Annotated in this window: 16 protein-coding genes and 3 pseudogenes; 14 read left to right on the plus strand and 5 right to left on the minus strand. The window is 47.4% G+C overall.

The genetic code is table 11. The annotated features are described in order from the left end of the window. Positions 1–205 precede the first annotated feature (205 nt). Both AVZ68_RS15845 and AVZ68_RS15850 read right to left on the minus strand, forming a co-directional pair. Complete coding sequence (locus AVZ68_RS15845; RefSeq protein ID WP_059105553.1) at positions 206–1,141, minus strand: C40 family peptidase; 936 nt, start codon at positions 1,139–1,141, stop codon at positions 206–208. A 736-nt stretch (positions 1,142–1,877) separates the two neighbouring features. Beyond that, complete coding sequence (locus AVZ68_RS15850; RefSeq protein WP_157404685.1) at positions 1,878–2,471, minus strand: biotin transporter BioY; 594 nt, start codon at positions 2,469–2,471, stop codon at positions 1,878–1,880. 207 nt (positions 2,472–2,678) lie between these two features. Here AVZ68_RS15850 and AVZ68_RS20755 point away from each other — a divergent pair. The 14 genes and pseudogenes from AVZ68_RS20755 to AVZ68_RS15910 form a co-directional block, all read left to right on the plus strand. Continuing rightward, positions 2,679–2,908: pseudogene (locus AVZ68_RS20755) on the plus strand (GntT/GntP/DsdX family permease); the annotation flags it as partial. Positions 2,909–2,974: 66 nt separating this feature from the next. Continuing rightward, positions 2,975–3,208: a GntT/GntP/DsdX family permease gene (locus AVZ68_RS20760; RefSeq protein WP_245628156.1), complete on the plus strand. Its 234-nt coding sequence runs from the start codon at positions 2,975–2,977 to the stop codon at positions 3,206–3,208. 27 nt (positions 3,209–3,235) lie between these two features. Continuing rightward, a pseudogene (gene garR / locus AVZ68_RS19950) lies at positions 3,236–4,126 on the plus strand (2-hydroxy-3-oxopropionate reductase); the annotation flags it as partial. A 9-nt stretch (positions 4,127–4,135) separates the two neighbouring features. After that, positions 4,136–5,566 carry a four-carbon acid sugar kinase family protein gene (locus AVZ68_RS15860; protein WP_059105586.1) on the plus strand — a complete coding sequence of 477 codons (1,431 nt, stop codon included), beginning with the start codon at positions 4,136–4,138 and terminating at the stop codon, positions 5,564–5,566. Between the two features lie 321 nt (positions 5,567–5,887). Continuing rightward, positions 5,888–6,829, plus strand: coding sequence for an LPXTG cell wall anchor domain-containing protein (locus AVZ68_RS20765; RefSeq protein WP_059105555.1), 942 nt, complete (start codon positions 5,888–5,890; stop codon positions 6,827–6,829). Between the two features lie 67 nt (positions 6,830–6,896). Continuing rightward, complete coding sequence (gene srtD, locus AVZ68_RS15870) at positions 6,897–7,538, plus strand: class D sortase, LPxTATN-specific (protein WP_059105556.1); 642 nt, start codon at positions 6,897–6,899, stop codon at positions 7,536–7,538. Between the two features lie 128 nt (positions 7,539–7,666). Continuing rightward, positions 7,667–7,838, plus strand: a pseudogene (locus AVZ68_RS19955) (type Z 30S ribosomal protein S14). Positions 7,839–8,109: 271 nt separating this feature from the next. Continuing rightward, the gene (gene brnQ, locus AVZ68_RS15880; protein ID WP_082676706.1) at positions 8,110–9,420 is read left to right on the plus strand and encodes a branched-chain amino acid transport system II carrier protein; all 1,311 of its coding nucleotides are present in this window, start codon (positions 8,110–8,112) and stop codon (positions 9,418–9,420) included. A 108-nt stretch (positions 9,421–9,528) separates the two neighbouring features. Then, on the plus strand, positions 9,529–9,723 hold the full coding sequence (locus AVZ68_RS15885; RefSeq protein WP_059105558.1) for a YfhD family protein: 195 nt from the start codon (positions 9,529–9,531) through the stop codon (positions 9,721–9,723). Between the two features lie 303 nt (positions 9,724–10,026). Beyond that, complete coding sequence (locus tag AVZ68_RS15890; RefSeq protein ID WP_059105559.1) at positions 10,027–10,365, plus strand: DUF5665 domain-containing protein; 339 nt, start codon at positions 10,027–10,029, stop codon at positions 10,363–10,365. A gap of 32 nt (positions 10,366–10,397) precedes the next feature. Next, a complete protein-coding gene (locus AVZ68_RS15895) occupies positions 10,398–10,841 on the plus strand; it encodes a DUF948 domain-containing protein (protein ID WP_059105560.1) in 444 nt (147 codons plus the stop codon). Positions 10,842–11,044: 203 nt separating this feature from the next. Then, on the plus strand, positions 11,045–12,496 hold the full coding sequence (locus AVZ68_RS15900) for a carbon starvation CstA family protein (RefSeq protein ID WP_059105561.1): 1,452 nt from the start codon (positions 11,045–11,047) through the stop codon (positions 12,494–12,496). 220 nt (positions 12,497–12,716) lie between these two features. After that, positions 12,717–12,998 carry a hypothetical protein gene (locus AVZ68_RS15905; protein ID WP_059105562.1) on the plus strand — a complete coding sequence of 94 codons (282 nt, stop codon included), beginning with the start codon at positions 12,717–12,719 and terminating at the stop codon, positions 12,996–12,998. 184 nt (positions 12,999–13,182) lie between these two features. Continuing rightward, the gene (locus AVZ68_RS15910) at positions 13,183–13,452 is read left to right on the plus strand and encodes a 4a-hydroxytetrahydrobiopterin dehydratase (protein WP_059105563.1); all 270 of its coding nucleotides are present in this window, start codon (positions 13,183–13,185) and stop codon (positions 13,450–13,452) included. A gap of 208 nt (positions 13,453–13,660) precedes the next feature. Here AVZ68_RS15910 and AVZ68_RS15915 read toward each other — a convergent pair whose 3' ends face one another. The 3 genes from AVZ68_RS15915 to AVZ68_RS15925 form a co-directional block, all read right to left on the minus strand. Further along, positions 13,661–13,984, minus strand: a complete 324-nt coding sequence (locus tag AVZ68_RS15915) for a nucleotidyltransferase domain-containing protein (protein ID WP_059105564.1) — start codon at positions 13,982–13,984, stop codon at positions 13,661–13,663. Beyond that, positions 13,957–14,337: a HEPN domain-containing protein gene (locus AVZ68_RS15920; protein WP_059105588.1), complete on the minus strand. Its 381-nt coding sequence runs from the start codon at positions 14,335–14,337 to the stop codon at positions 13,957–13,959. Before AVZ68_RS15920 ends, AVZ68_RS15915 begins: the two co-directional genes overlap by 28 nt. 142 nt (positions 14,338–14,479) lie before the next feature. Next, the gene (locus tag AVZ68_RS15925) at positions 14,480–15,763 is read right to left on the minus strand and encodes a GntP family permease (RefSeq protein ID WP_059105565.1); all 1,284 of its coding nucleotides are present in this window, start codon (positions 15,761–15,763) and stop codon (positions 14,480–14,482) included. Positions 15,764–15,775: the final 12 nt, after the last annotated feature.

Genomic DNA, 15,775 nt, shown 5'->3' on the forward strand with positions numbered 1-15,775 from the left:
AAAGTTTAACCGTATGTTGAACACATCCAGAAAGAAATAGCCTTGCGTTTTATGCTTATCCTTACCATACCCTAAAAACGTTCAAACCAAAAGTTTCTCCCACCTGCATTTACACAACTTCCCACTAAAAGTTCTACTACTGAAACAAATAAAAACCCCGGATCTTATGAGCCTCATAAGATCCGGGGTTATAAGCTGGTTGAATTTAGTTGACTGCGCCTGCACCTACATAGTGCTGGCTCCAATATACGTTATCAAGATTGGAAACTTCTACGCCATTAGATGCTGCGTGAACAAAGTCTCCGCCGCCAAGGTAGATTCCAGCGTGCGTAATATGCGCACTTGTGCTATACGTACCTTCGAAGAACACGATATCTCCTGGGCTTGGGTTTGAAACGGTAGACGCAGAGTTGTAAATGCCTTGCGCTGTACGTGGAAGGCTTACACCGTCTGCTGCGAACGCGTAGTTGATGAACCCACTGCAGTCAAAGCCAGCTGGAGTTGTCCCACCCCATACATAAGGCGCGCCTACTTGACTTCTAGCTGTAGAAAGTACGTCTCCAGAAGCTCCACTTGATACCTGCGCACCAGCAACTTGAGTGCTAACTTCTTGCGTTTGCTCCACAGAAGCTGTGCTTGCAGAAGAGCTTTCAGATGATGAACCTTCTGATACAGAAGCGGTATCTTCCGAAGCAGAAACAGTATCCTCTGTTGTAGACGTTGCATTATTGGAAGCCGGAGCCGAAGCTTGTCCATCGAATGCGGCATGTGTTAGCTCAGCAGCAACTCCTGTGACAGGAAGCCCATTCTCCGCTTGGAAAGCACGAACTTTGCTTTCAGTTTCTGGACCAAAGACCCCGTCTGGAGCTGCGCCAACGTTCGCTTGTACATTTTGAACGGCCGAACCGCTGTCGCCTCTGCGAACAACTGGTGAAGAAGTATTTTCATTAGAAGAATTGCTAGATTGAGCCGTTTCCGTAGAATCTGATTCTGTAGAAGCGGATTGATTGGAATTGTCATTGACTTTGCTCATATCCACACTTGCATCTGCTTCAGCGTTTGTTGCGAGTGTTGCAGAAGCTGCGAGACCTACGAGTACAGAAGTACGAACAACTAGTTTCTTAACATTTGCCTTAAACATTATATTATTCCCCCATAAATTTAAAATTAAACATAACGTATGTATGCTTTAGCTTTTCCCACGTCCTAATCTAAAGCATGAACATCACAGTTTCTTTTTAATAAGATTACAATTAGATTACAATTTAGTAGAACATCCGACAAATCTCGTAATAAATTGACGGCAAATTGACTCTTCGTTTGACAACGGTCTCGCTCAAAGGTGCTTTTGACGGGCTTTTCACAGCTATCACCTTTCATAAATAAGGATCTGAAATTCTATCAAGCGCGGCCGTCAGCTCTCACAGCTTCCATTATTCTCTTTTTGTACTATTATTCTTCTATTGCAATTTGCATGGTTTCTACTGCAATGCAAATTCAGACAGTCTCTTACTTTGAGTGACATCGCTTCATTTTGGCGCTTCTGTCACTGACAACACCGAGAGAGCCAGCTCAACTCTTCACTCACTCCCTCTTTAAAAGACTGAAGTTGCATCTACCTGTTCCTCGTCCCGTCTTTCACACATTGCTTCTCGCTAAGGCCTGTCTGTTTCAGGAACACAAGCAAGTTTTGCCGTATCCCACTAGGTTGTCATACCGACCTTCTACATCAATGTCTGCCAGCGCAACAACACGAAAGACTTTCTGCTTATAATTTTATAAACCAGCTCCAGGGTTAGGTGAAGCCTTACAGTGCATCTAAAGGGTGAGCATCCGATGCTGACCCTTTATTCATCATGTGCCATCAACACCGCTGGCTAGGGTAGGCTTCTCTTTGGTAGGTCCTTCTTGGTTTTCCCTTCTTGTGTACGCACACTTTCTCCTTTTCCCTTGAACAAGAAACTTTTTAGCCAGCCACCAATGATTGCAGCCAGTCCAGCCTTTAAAATGCCTGTAACAAGGAACGGATAGACCCCGGACTGAAGCGCCGAAATCACCTCCAACTGAAGTACAACCATAAGCTGAACAAAACCGAAACAAAGTGTGATCCCCATGCCAAGGAGATTAGCCACAAACGCCGGGCCAACGCGTGGCGACCATTTTTCAACGATCAGTCCCATCACAAGTGCTGCAGGTAAGAAGCCCCATATATACCCACCAGAGGGCCCCAGCAACACATACATTCCGCTCCCCCCATCTGAAAAAACGGGGACACCCGCTACCCCTAGACCGATGTAGCTCAAGACTGTCAGTACGCCCCTTCGACTCCCAAGCGCAACGGCAACGATTCCAACAGCAAGCGTCTGTCCGGTAATCGGGACGAGAGGCAAAGGGATGGTTAGTTGCGAAAACAGCGCAAGCATACTCACACCCGCCCCAAGCAGGAACGCTTCGAACACATATCGTTTCATCAAACCCCTCCCTTCGTTAACCTTAATATAATTAAAGTTAACAATCATTTTTCCAATTCGTCAACTTGGGGGGCAGACGCGAGATCGTAGAATTCATTAAGCCTCAACCACGTTGAATCCTCATCCAGCACTGGACTTTCTTACTTAACCGGGTAGGGAAATCATGTCATAATAGGGTTTGTCGTTGCCCTAATCCTTTTATTTGTATTGATTATTAAATTCAAATGGGATGCTCTGATCGCCTTACTAGTAGTTGCGCTTGGCATCGGCTTACTATCAGACATCCCTGTCCGAGAAGTACCGACTGTTATTGCGGATGGCTTCGGAAGCACATTGGCCGGCGTTGGAATCCTCATTGGACTCGGCATCATTTTCGGTCAGTTTCTTGCCGCTTCAGGGGCGATTGAAAAAATTGCTTCAGCGATGATCCGGGCGTTTGGCGTGAAGAACTCGCCTTATGCCATGGCGGCAACATCGACCACCGTTGCGATTCCAGTAGCCCAATGGCCGCAGAACTCGGCACATCGCCGATCCTACTTGGACTTGCGATCTGCGCAGGAGGGATTGGTCTCTCCCTCCCAAACGATTCTGGTTTCTGGGTCGTCAACAAGTTTGGGCGCCTGTCCATGGTGGAAACTCTAAAAGTTTGGAGCTTGGGCGGGTTTATCGCCGGGCTAACCGCACTCGGCGCTGTCTATCTGCTCAGCCTAATGCAAGGATTTTTACCAGGATTATAATGTACTAGATAAAGGACGTGGAACAACATGAACAAACGAATTGGGTTTATTGGACTTGGCATTATGGGCATGCCTATGGCACGCAATCTTATCAAAAAAGGAAACGCCGTTACGGTGTTTGACCTGAACCAAGGAGCGGTTGACACGCTTGCCGCGGAAGGCGCGGCCCCCGCTGCTTCCGGAAAAGAGGTAGCGGCCGCCAGTGATGTCGTCATTACGATGCTTCCTAAAGGGGAGCATGTACGCGCAGCCGTCTTTGGCATCAACGGCGTGATGGAAGCGGCTCATGAAGGAATGATCATCATCGACATGAGCTCCGTATCTCCGGTTGACTCGAAGCAAATGGCCACCCATGCCGCAGAAAAAGGCGTCCATTTTCTCGACGCTCCCGTTAGCGGCGGAGAACCAAAAGCCATCGACGGAACGCTTGCGATCATGGTCGGCGGAGAGGCCGCTGTTTTTGAAAAGGTGAAAGGCATCCTTCATGACCTTGGAACCGACATTGTTCTTGTCGGCGAGTCCGGCTGCGGAACAACGGCCAAGCTCGCCAATCAGATTATCGTCAATTTGAATATCGCTGCTGTATCCGAAGCGCTGACGCTCGCTTCTAAAGCCGGCATCAACATTGAGAAAATGTACGAAGCGATTCGTGGCGGGCTTGCGGGCAGCACGGTGATGGACGCAAAAGTCCCAATGATCCTCGACCGCAATTTCAAAGCCGGCGGGCGCGTAGACATTAACAGGAAGGATTTGACCAATGTGATGGACACGGCCCACGAACTAGCGGTTCCACTCCCGCTTTCAAGCCAGCTACTCGAAATTTTCCACGCCCTCAAAGCAGACGGAAAAGATGATCTTGACCACGCAAGCATTGTTCACCACTATGAAAAACTTGCCAATGTCGAAGTGACACGAGGAGAAATAGGAATGAAATCAACACAAGTAGCTGAACGGTTAGCCAACTTAAAGGCATTGAACCGTTCCGATGTCCAAGCCAAGCTCGAAAACGAACGCCAACGCTTTCCCCACAAGATTGTCGTTCTTGATGATGACCCGACCGGCGTCCAGACGGTTCACGGGGTCTCCGTCTATACAGATTGGACCAAGGAAAGCATTGCTCAAGGCTTTCGCGAGGACAACCGCATCTTCTTTTTGCTTACGAACTCGCGCGGCTTCACTGTCAAAGAGACGACTCGTGTTCACCAAGACATCGCCAGCCGCGTCCAGGAAGTCTCCGAGAAACAAGGTATGCCTTACGTGCTAATCAGTCGCGGCGACTCCACCTTACGCGGGCATTATCCACTAGAGACCGAGACGTTGCGAGCCACGATTGAAGAACAGTCCAACACCACGTTTGACGGAGAAATTCTCATGCCCTTCTTTAAAGAAGGAGGCCGTCTCACGATCGATAACGTCCACTTCGTTCAAACCGGAGAAGAACTGGTACCTGCAGGAGAAACAGAGTTTGCCAACGACCGTACCTTTGGATTTGCGTCCTCTCACTTGGGCGAATGGATTGAAGAGAAAACCAACGGGGCGTATTCAAAAGAGGAAACGATCTACATTAGCCTTGAGGATCTCCGTTCAGCGAACACAACCTGGGTTAAAGACGAACTAATGAAAGCGCGCAACTTCCAGAAAGTCGTTGTGAACGCCGTTGACTATGTCGATGTCGAGGTCTTCGTCACCGCTTTCCTGCAAGCATTGAAAGAAGGAAAAACCTTTCTCTGCCGCAGTGCCTCAGCGTTAACGAAAGTGATGGGAGGCATCCAAGATAAGCTACTGCTTTCAAGAGAAGAGCTAATCACCGAAGACAGCGAACACGGCGGACTTGTTGTTGTCGGTTCACATGTGCAAAAGACCACCGACCAGCTGTGTGCGCTGCTTGATAGTGGGCTCGTGACCGGGATTGAATTCGATGTCCACCTCGTGCTCGACCCGGCAAAATTCGAACAAGAGATTGAGCGCGTTCGTACATCCTGCGAAAAGCAGATCCAAGCAGGTCAATCCGTTGTCTTCTATACACGTAGAGAGCGCCTAGACTTAGGCGATCACCGTGAAGAAGAAGAGCTGCAGCTCTCAGTCAAAATCTCGGACGCGGTCACAAGCATTGTGCACGATTTACGCGTGCGTCCGAATTACATTGTAGCCAAGGGCGGCATCACCTCCTCCAGCATTGGAACGACCGGGCTTTCGGTCAAGCGCGCAGAAGTCGCCGGACAAATCAAACCCGGCATTCCCGTTTGGAAAACAGGTGCAGAAAGCAAGTTCCCTGCAGTGGCTTATGTAGTCTTTCCCGGAAACGTGGGAACAAGCGACACGCTGAAAGACGTGGTTGACGTGCTGGAAGGGAAATAAGTTAATGAAAAAGGCGACGGGGCCCCGTGGCCTTTTTCTCTCCCTCCTCTAATTTAGCACCCTCGATTTCATATGGATGAGATGCATGAATACTGTTTTTTCACTCACTCCCTTAAATTCTGCTTTACTTTTCGACAAAAGGACACGATCCTTTGAAAGTTTTTATCTACTTCATAGAAAAAGCAGGAAATATGTTTCATTCCGTCGAAAACGGGGATATAGATTCATAGAGTTGATAGAGGACGACATGTTACAGCAATGATCCTTACATAAACGAACGTACCTCTTTTCATCTCAATTCCATTTTCAAGGAGTGTTTTGATGTTAAAGAAAGCCGCACCTCTTTCGTTTATTACTTTATTCGCCGTTGCCGCACCTGCTCACGTTTCAGCCGAAGAAATGAGCGCTTCGGAAATTTTGCAACAGTCCAATGAAGCGATGCTCGGCCTTCAAAGTTATTCCAGTCAAACGCAGATGGAGATGACAATGCCGGACTTGATGGACGGAGAACCGATGACAATGTCGATGCACTCAGAGGAAGACATCACACTCGATCCTTTTGCCATGCACCAAGTGGTCACAACATCAATGCCTGAAGGGGAAGACATGGCGCTTGAATCCTACTGGACGGAGGAAGGATTTTTCCAGGAGGACCCGGTGGAAGGCTGGATGAAGTTGCCGGGTGAGCTGTCCCAAGGATTAGATGAGCTCATGGGAATGGCTATGGCCGGGGACCAAGTCGCTCAAGCGGAAGCTCTTGGAGAAGAGATGAGTGTTGAAGACACGGGCGATGCCTATCTGTTGACGTATGAAGGGGACGGGGAAACGTTAATGGAGGCTGCCCAAGAAATGCTCAACATGGCGATGTCCGGAGACGAAGCGTCTATGATGATGGAAGAGTTACTGGCAGGCATCACCTTTAATGATGTTCGTTATGAAATGACGATTGAGAAAGACACCTATTACATGACGGAACTAATGATGGATATGGACATGGATATTGAAATGGAAGGCGAGAGCATGAACATGGCTCAATCCCTCCACATGACCGTTTCGAACTTTAATGGCGTGGATGCGATCACGGTTCCAGAGGAAGTCCTTAACAACGCCACCCCAATGGATGATGATATGATGATGGAAGAAGGCGGAGAGCTGCCCGATACAGCATCAAATAACCCGTTGCTCGCGTTCTCCGGGGCGGCTCTAGCTTTGACAGCTGGTGGACTGCTTTGGTTCAGAAGACGCACTGCTCAGCAATCATAAGGAAGCTACCCGAAAAAAGCCGCATGCGTCTGTGCGGTTTTTTCCCTATTTTAAATGAGGTGAACGTATGAATAAAGTATACATCGCTATCATGTGTATGGGTCTGTTGATGTCAGGTTACTATGGGTTTCAGTGGTGGCAAAGCTCCCAAGCCGTAGAAACAGTATCGCTTGCGGAAAGCGAAACATGGAGTGAGCCGGAAGCAACCATGGATGAAGACCCTGTTAGCCAACCTCCATCAGCCGAAGAAAAAGGCGAGGAACCAGCGACCATGAGCAACGAGGTCGACACGTATCAAACGGGCAACGATGTCGGACGCCTCGTGATCCCAGGCATTGAAAAAGGCTACACGACGTACTGGGGAGCCGACGATGCCACGCTTGAGCAGGGCGTTGGCATGTACGTGAGCGAATGGACGACCACCCCCGACCAAAAGCGCCACACCGTATTGAGCGGCCATCGCGACACGGTTTTTACTGAGCTTGGTGAAGTGGAAGCGGGAGATTCTCTATTCATGGAGTTCGAAGGGAACCGTTACGAGTACGTGGTCCAAGATCTGTGGGTCACCGAAGCCGACGATCGAACGGTGATTGTCGATAAAGACGAGGCCACCTTGACGTTAACGACGTGTTATCCTCTTGACTATATTGGGAATGCTCCGGACCGCTATATTATTCAGTCTGAACTCGTGAATGTGAGGGAAATGTGAGGCCTTCTAGCCCGATTCATTTCCCTTGGCGGCGGTGACGGAGCTAATCCCGCGGCTCCTCTCTCCTTCCCCTCCCTACCTTGTTCTCCCAAAATGACATGAGTGTTCTTATATTGACAAACACAGCAATGATCGCAAACCAAAAACGCGAACCAACATTTGACGTGCAGAGGTACACGCGCTGCGAACAGTGCGTCCGCCCACATTTCCGTCCTGCGTAAATTTAAACGTTGCCGTATTTGTTTTAGGGAGTTTGCCTACAAAGGCCAAATTCCAGGCGTTAAAAAAGCAAGCTGGTAAGGCTGCTGGCCTTGCCTGTACATACTCTCCCCACCTTCCTTTCTGACTCTCCTCCACCCTATTTGCTCTTGGCGTTACCATCATTCGCAACTCACTCAAGAATCAGACAGCACGCTTCCTCCTCCCCATGCTATTTTAAAAGCCATAATTCGACACATTCCGCGCAATATGCTACTCTGCTATCATGCCTTTTACAAAATTGGCTGTATAGATCAAAGAGAGAGGCCGAACAAAGGCAAAGGTTCGAGCCGACTAGAAAGGTTTTTTAGTTGTGAGCACAGCGAAGTTATCGACAAAAGACATTGTTTTTATTGGCTTGATGCTTTTTTCCCTCTTTTTCGGGGCGGGAAATCTGATTTTTCCTCCCCTTTTGGGACAGGAGGCTGGGACGAATTTTTGGCCTGCGATTATTGGGTTCTTGATTTCTGGGGTCGGTCTGCCGTTGCTCGGAGTCTTGGCCATTACATATGCGAACAGCGATGACGCTGAGGGGCTAAGCAGGCGCGTTCACCCGCATTTTGCGATAGGCCTCACCAGTCTCACTTATTTAGCGGTTGGCCCGTTGTTTGCCGTTCCGCGTACGGGGACGGTTTCATTTGAAATTGCGATAATGCCTCTAGTTGAAGCGACCTCCCTTTCAACGAATCTGGCCTTGTTTGTGTTTACGATTGCCTTTTTTGCGATGGTGTACTGGCTTGCGTTACATCCAGGCAAGTTTGTCGATCGTATTGGGAAGATCCTTACCCCGGCTTTGCTAACGATTCTTTTGTTTTTATTCATTCGTGTTCTCACTGGCCCTCTGGGGAGCTATCAAGCGCCCCGTCCAGATTATGAAAACTTCGCTTTGTTTCGAGGAGTGACCGAGGGCTATTTGACGATGGACACGATTGTCTCCTTTGTCTTTGCGATCATTATTGTAAAAGTCATCAAAGACCGAGGCGTCACAGAACCGCGGCAAATCCGCAACGTTACGCTTAAAGCAAGCCTAGTGGCAGCCCTTTGTCTTGGCGGGGTTTACCTCGGGCTTGGTTACTTAGGAGCGACAAGTGCAACTCACATTGGAAATCAAGAAAATGGCGGTGCGATTCTTTCCCTCGTGTCGGGTGAATACTTTGGGGTCTATGGCAACATTATCCTTGGGCTTAGCATTTTATTCGCCTGTATCCCCACAGCCGCTGGATTGATTTCATCGTGTGCGACGTACTTTCATAAACGTTTGCCCAAGCTATCGTACAAGGCACTCGTCATCAGTTTCACACTGTTCAGTGCCGCCATCGCCAACATCGGCCTAAATCAGCTAATTGCTTTCTCTTTACCTGTGCTTGTCTTTATTTATCCGATCATTACGGTACTGATCTTTCTTGCCTTTCTCGACCGGATTACTCAAGGTCGTCGGGAAGTGTATCAGCTAAGCGTCCCCCCCACGGGAATTGTCAGTTTCAATGACGGGTTGCAAGAAGCGGGGCTGGGCTTTGACCTTTTTCAGTCACTCCCTTTTGCCTCACTTGGCTTTGGATGGGTAATCCCTGCAATCGTTGGCGGGTTGATTGGATTCGTGGTTTCGCTTATACGGCAAAGATGAGAAAAGCTTGTCTGGTGTTTCTGCACCAACAAGCTTTTTTATGTGAGGTAAAACGAATAATCGACCACAAACTGCGGAATGGTAAAAAAACAGAAAGGAGAATCCACTATGACCAGAGGACAATCAAGGAATAACAAGCACAAAAACAAAGCCAATTTGTCACAAACCCCTAAAAATGAAATAGAAAGTGATGGCCTGGACATCGAGTTTTCCGAGGAGCTAGCGGATGCCGATGATATCGAAGCAGAGCAACGTTCACAGGCGGCAGATGCACGTGCTCATAACCGCACAAACAAGAACTAGGTTTTGGCCAAAGGCTAGGTCCTTAAACTATGGGCCTGGCTTTCTCTTGCTCCCCCCTCCGTTCTTCCACTTACTTGTAACATTTTCTATATGCTCCTGAGAATCGAAACATACACAAGATCTCAACGAAACTCCCCGTCACCCTGACCAGCCGCAAAAACTTTCAGCTGATTAAGATGCGACTCCTTCAAGCAAAACCATGTTTGCCCGGCCCAAGAACCGGTTATAGTACATTATCCGTTATAAGATGATGGTTTTTTTTTGAGGATTTGTTTCGGCCGTGTATAAAAAAGGGGTGATGAGATGAGTTTAAAGAAGGAACCAGAAAACCGAAAACTCCCGCCCAAACACCGGGGAGATGAAAAGCGGCATGAGGAGAACGAACGCTTCGAGAAGCTGCTAGATAAACTGGAAGACATGACAACAAAGGGACGGTTGAAGGACATCGCTTTTCATTTTACGGATAAAAGAGAAGTCATCAGGTCCAACTTAATCGCTGGAATTGCAAGAGGGGTTGGTCTAACCATTGGCGCCGGGATCTTTATTGCTTTGCTCGTCCTGATTTTGAGCCAGTTGGTCTCGCTTCCTTTAGTTGGAGAATGGATTGCTGATTTGCTCGACGTGATTGATGCGAATCGATAAACTGTACTACATAAATACAAGGAGGAAACCGTATGGATTGGTTAGGCATAGGGGTCTTTATTCTTTCGCTTGGCTTTATTGCTGGGGTGATTTTCCTCATTCCTGTGTTTAAAAAATTAACAGAGACGCTAAACAATACAGCGCGCACCGTCTCCCAGGTCGAAAAGAGTTTGGATGACCTTACAGGGGAGACGAAAGTGGTTTTGCATAACGCAAATGAAACGCTTATGGATGTGAATCAAAAAGTTGCTAAACTGGATCCGATCTTTGCCATAATTGAAGATTCAGGGCAAGCCGCTCATAATGCGACGGCAACGGTAGCCAAGTATACAGCTACACGACGCGATCTCGCGAAAAAAGAAGCTGCTGTCGTGACCCCTCAAAATGTTCAAGGAGTTTTTAAAGGCGCGGCCTTTCTTTATTATTTGCGAAAAGCGAAAAAGGCACAGAAAAAGAACAATGTCAAAAAAGAATAAGGAAAAGCACAAAGGCCGCACTTTCAGTGCGGCCTTTGTGCTTTTCTGCTCTTCTCGACGCTCTGTAAACAGAACTGTCGAACTTTATCATATTATGTAGATATATCGCGACATATGTCCTATACTATTGAAAGCGAAATCAATTTCATATCTTAATAATTTCGCAAATTGAAAACGCCACCAACGGTGAGGAGGGATTCACGTTGTATACATTTTTAATCGGTATTGTGCTACTAATTATTGGTTATTTCACCTACGGAAGGTTTGTTGAGCGTATCTTCGGCGTGAGAGACGAGCGGCCCACCCCCGCTCACGTCAACAAGGATAATGTGGATTACTTGCCCATGAGTACGCCCCGAAATTCACTGATTCAACTATTAAACATCGCAGGGACGGGCCCAATTTTCGGTCCGATTATGGGAGCGCTTTACGGGCCGGTCGCCTTTATCTGGATTGTGGTCGGTTGTATTTTTGCCGGAGCCGTCCATGATTATTTAACAGGGATGATTTCCATTCGCAATAAAGGGGCTCATCTTCCTGAGCTTGCGAGCAAATTCTTAGGCAAGGCGATGAGGCATGTGGTCAATGCGTTTGCCATCCTGCTTCTTCTTTTAGTCGGGACCGTATTTGTCGCCACCCCGGCCGATTTGCTGTATGTGTTGATCGACGGCAGGATCGCTGTAGGAGTTATTATTGCGCTAATTTTTATTTACTACACGCTGGCGACGCTTTTGCCCGTCGATAAAATCATCGGTCGCCTTTACCCATATTTTGGCGCCTTGCTAATTGTGAGCACCTTAGGCGTGGGAATTGGTTTAGTCGTTACAGGTTCTCCCATTCCCGAACTATCGCTAACGAATTTCCATCCCGATCACGCGCCGATCCTGCCTTTGATTTTCTTTACCATCACATGTGGGGCGCTGTCTGGGTTCCACGCAACACAAACGCCCATCATCTCACGAACCACTCAGCGCGAGAAGCAAGGGCGAAAGATTTTTTACGGGATGATGATTGCAGAGGGCATTATTGCGATGATCTGGGCAGCGGCGGCAATGAGCCTGTTGGATGGGTATAGTGGATTGAATGAGTTGCTTGCTGCTGGGGGCCCTGGTGCAGTTGTATCAGAAGTATCGATATTGATGCTTGGTGCTATTGGCGGTACAATCGCCGTTCTAGGCGTTGTTGTCTTGCCCATTACGTCTGGAGATACAGCGTTTCGAAGTGCACGAATGATTATTGCTGAGTACTTTCAAATCGCGCAAAAGAAGTTGTCCAGTCGCCTGTGGATCGCTTTGCCTTTATTCGCAGTTTCGGTTGTCTTAACGCAAATTGATTTTAATCTTCTATGGCGCTATTTCAGCTGGGCCAACCAAGCGACGGCCGTCATTGCCTTATTTGTCGGCGCCATGTACTTGTACATCGCTAGGAAGAACTACTGGATTTCGCTTATCCCGGGTACGTTCATGCTCGTCATGGTCCTTACGTATATTTTGAATGCAGAAATTGGCTTTAGAATGCCAATGTCCGCTTCGTGGTGGGGAGGCGTTATCGGTACCATCATTCTCGTGGCCTTGTTCTTCCACGCTGCTAAAAAGGCCCGTGCCAACAACCTTCCCCTTGAAGAAGACGTTTCGAACTGGAAAGAGTCCGCTTAAATGTTTATTGCCGTGTCCAGCCCTCTTGATTGTTAAGAGTGGCTGGCATGGTTTTTAGTTTTAAAAAACTCTCCTCTCTCCTCCTTACCAGACTTTCTTCCTACCAAAACCTTAAGAATGATCCAATTCTGACCGATAAAGAACGTAGGACAGTCTCTTCGACTGAGCACGACATCACCTCGTTTCCGAACGTTACACTACTTAATGAAAAGGAGCCGCCATGAAGCATAACCTTACCGCTTACCAACTGCTTGCTGAAATTCATGCTCTACTAAAAGCTCGTTTCCCTAAATACGCAGGCGATCCTTATCGCTTACTGGTGGAAAATGTGATGGAGCAAAACCCTAAGCCGCTGCCCATTGAAGTCTTAGATCGGCTTTGGCACACGGTCTATATGAAACACGACCTCACCAACTTTGTGCCTCTATCGCCTCAAAACATTGACTTTCTGAAAAAATTGGTCGAAGATTTAAAAACTCACCAAACCGTCGGGGGCAAGTAACCTCCGACGGTTTGGTGAGGTGGGTATCAGCGATCAACAACTTTTGGGAGCCCTCGTTTGCCCTCTTTGCTCATTGATCTCCCGAAATTCCTGACTCCCCTGCTCCACCTTTTTTCATTTCTAGGTTTTCATCACACCATAACCAGGGTATAGTCAGAAACAGACGCACTCGGAGGTGAAAGAAATGAGCAAGGTAAAGGAAGAAGCGAAACAGCTTTCTGATTGGACGCTGGATGGAGAAACGCTATCGAAAACCTTTTCGTTTCAGGAGTTTCTTGAGGGAATTCAATTCGTTCAGAACGTAGCAATTTATGCGGAAGGGGCGCAGCATCACCCCCATGTGACGATTGACCATACGAACATCACCGTACAATGGACAACTGTCGACCAGGGCGCGTTAACAGAGAAAGATATCGACGCTGCCAAAGCGTGTGAGAATTTGCTGAATGGGTAGAAGTCAGCGGGGAAAGTCACGGAAAAAATCCTTTGCCCTTCATAAACGAAATGAGGACGCCTGATCATGATATCAGGCGTCCTCGTTTCTAGCTCTGGCTCAGGACCAAACTTCCAAAAGCAATCTCATTGATTGATTGTTCCGCAATCGTTCCCGATTAAGGGAGATCTAAAAAATGTAGAGGAGACTGAAATGCAAAAGCCCTCATCTAAGCAGAAGCTCGACCTCGTCGGTAAATCACCTTGCCCGTTTTCATGATTTCTTCCAAAAATCCGCCTCTGTAATCGTCTTCTCCCATTAAAACGGGTTCGATCAAGACATGGACATCCTCGCCAATTCGAAAAAGTCGGGTTAGGGACTGAAGATAATTCCCTTCAATATGATTAACCACAACCGCAATATCAATATCACTATGTGTATGAGCTGTACCTTTGGCATAGGAGCCAAATAAAACAACCAATTCTGCTGGATATTCTTGAACAACTAACTCTGCGTATTGTTCAACTAATTTCTCAACTTCATTTGTATCCATTCAGACAACTCCTTGGTCTCTGAATAAATCTGCAAGCATTTTTCGTTATCGAGAGCTTGCATAACCCTATCTTTATCCTTCGGGTAGCAACTTTCAATATTCAACGGACGTAACTCTCTAATGAATGCCCGTTGTTCATCCGAAAGTTCCTCATTCAACCCTGTAAGTTCAGTCAAATATGCCAGATTATGCGTATAAGGTGGGCCCTCATTTTTTTGAGAAACAAATAATCCTTTTAAAATCTTTTCAATCACCTGGTGACACATAAATCTTTTTGTATCAAGCATAGCCTTTGCCGTTTTCAGATCATAATCAGCAATATCTATCCAATAACTGACCTTATCGTACTCCATCTTAATCACCTTAATCCTCCTATATTGTATAATATTTCTGACACAAAAACAAAAATCAAAAGTATCCTGTGGCGTGCCCTAACTCTGAAAAAATAAAAGCAGCGCGCTGTTCCTTCCCACAGCACGCTGCTTCTTCACCCGTTTAAAGAATACCAATCGATGCAAACAAAATCGCGACAGCCACTGAGATTACAGGAATTAATACAGCAACGACGAAGATATCTTTATAACTGTCTTTATGAGACATTCCTGTGATGGTAAGCAATGTTAGCACGGCGCCGTTATGAGGAAGCGCATCTAGCCCACCGGAGGAGAGGGAGGCCACTCGGTGAAAGGCTTCTGGAGAGATGCCCGTGTCCATTGCAATTTCGTAATATTTTGACCCAAGTGCTTCTAGAGCGATTCCCATTCCACCAGACGCTGATCCTGTGGCCCCTGCTAACACATTCACGGCTATCGCTTCTGAAATTAAGGGGTTCCCCTTTACCCCCATTAGCATTTCAGTCAGTCGATCAAAACCCGGGACCACCTTGACAACGGTCCCAAATCCTACCGCGGCACTTGTATTAATAATGGCCGTCACTGAACCAACGGCTCCTTTATTAATTGCCTGGACAAACCCTTTCATCTTGGAAACGTTTAATAGCATGGTTAAGAGAATGCCAGAGATTAAGGCCACAATAATGTCCCAGCCCAATACGTTTAATGTGATGAGTACAGTTAACAACGGAAGCAAAGATAATAGAAAGTTGGGTGTATCTCCTTCTGTATTCATTAGGTTCTTATCGTTCGGCTCTGTGAAAACTTCTCCCTTGCTCGTCAGCTTCTTTTCTCGATAGCGTAGATAGAAGTACCCGCCAACCGCCATGACGAGCGCCGCCACAAGCCCCATAATAGGCGCTGCGGTGGCCGTTGTTTGAAAGTAATCCATGGGAATCAGATTTTGGATTTGTGGCGTTCCAGGGATCGCTGTCATGGTGAACGTAAACGCCCCCAGAGCTACGGTCGCTGGGATCAACCTTCTCGTGATGTTTGCCTCCCGGAATAAGGTTAACGCGAGTGGGTACACGGCAAAAACAACTACAAACAAACTGACGCCGCCGTAGGTCAGCACGGCTGCAGAAACGAGCACTCCAAGGATGGCACGCTTTGTCCCAATCACTTTGGTTAAGGCCACGGCCACAGATCTTGCCATCCCCGTATCTTCCATTAATTTTCCAAATATGGCCCCAAGCATAAAGACTGGAAACCAAGACTGGGCAAAGGAGACAAAACCGCCCATATACGTATTTGTATAGGCATCCAGTAAATCCAGTCCCCCTGTTAGCGCGACCACGCCTGCAGCAATCGGTGCCACCCAAATAATGGACCATCCAAGGTAGGCTAGCCCCATTAAAACAATGAGGCCAAGAAAAATCCCTAACATGACAACCCCTCC

Source organism: Shouchella shacheensis (genome assembly GCF_001484965.1).
GTDB classification, from domain to species: domain Bacteria; phylum Bacillota; class Bacilli; order Bacillales; family Bacillaceae_D; genus Shouchella; species Shouchella shacheensis.

Excerpts from the sequence above, each read along its gene's own strand:
- AVZ68_RS15890 (WP_059105559.1), top strand. The coding sequence starts at position 10,027 with ATGAGTTTAAAGAAGGAACCAGAAAACCGAAAACTCCCGCCCAAACAC.
- AVZ68_RS15885 (WP_059105558.1), top strand. The coding sequence starts at position 9,529 with ATGACCAGAGGACAATCAAGGAATAACAAGCACAAAAACAAAGCCAAT.
- AVZ68_RS15905 (WP_059105562.1), top strand. The coding sequence starts at position 12,717 with ATGAAGCATAACCTTACCGCTTACCAACTGCTTGCTGAAATTCATGCT.
- AVZ68_RS20760 (WP_245628156.1), top strand. The coding sequence starts at position 2,975 with ATGGCCGCAGAACTCGGCACATCGCCGATCCTACTTGGACTTGCGATC.
- AVZ68_RS15925 (WP_059105565.1), bottom strand. The coding sequence starts at position 15,763 with ATGTTAGGGATTTTTCTTGGCCTCATTGTTTTAATGGGGCTAGCCTAC.
- AVZ68_RS15860 (WP_059105586.1), top strand. The coding sequence starts at position 4,136 with ATGAAATCAACACAAGTAGCTGAACGGTTAGCCAACTTAAAGGCATTG.
- AVZ68_RS15845 (WP_059105553.1), bottom strand. The coding sequence starts at position 1,141 with ATGTTTAAGGCAAATGTTAAGAAACTAGTTGTTCGTACTTCTGTACTC.
- AVZ68_RS15915 (WP_059105564.1), bottom strand. The coding sequence starts at position 13,984 with ATGGATACAAATGAAGTTGAGAAATTAGTTGAACAATACGCAGAGTTA.
- AVZ68_RS15920 (WP_059105588.1), bottom strand. The coding sequence starts at position 14,337 with ATGGAGTACGATAAGGTCAGTTATTGGATAGATATTGCTGATTATGAT.
- AVZ68_RS15910 (WP_059105563.1), top strand. The coding sequence starts at position 13,183 with ATGAGCAAGGTAAAGGAAGAAGCGAAACAGCTTTCTGATTGGACGCTG.
- AVZ68_RS15850 (WP_157404685.1), bottom strand. The coding sequence starts at position 2,471 with ATGAAACGATATGTGTTCGAAGCGTTCCTGCTTGGGGCGGGTGTGAGT.
- AVZ68_RS20765 (WP_059105555.1), top strand. The coding sequence starts at position 5,888 with ATGTTAAAGAAAGCCGCACCTCTTTCGTTTATTACTTTATTCGCCGTT.
- AVZ68_RS15895 (WP_059105560.1), top strand. The coding sequence starts at position 10,398 with ATGGATTGGTTAGGCATAGGGGTCTTTATTCTTTCGCTTGGCTTTATT.
- srtD (WP_059105556.1), top strand. The coding sequence starts at position 6,897 with ATGAATAAAGTATACATCGCTATCATGTGTATGGGTCTGTTGATGTCA.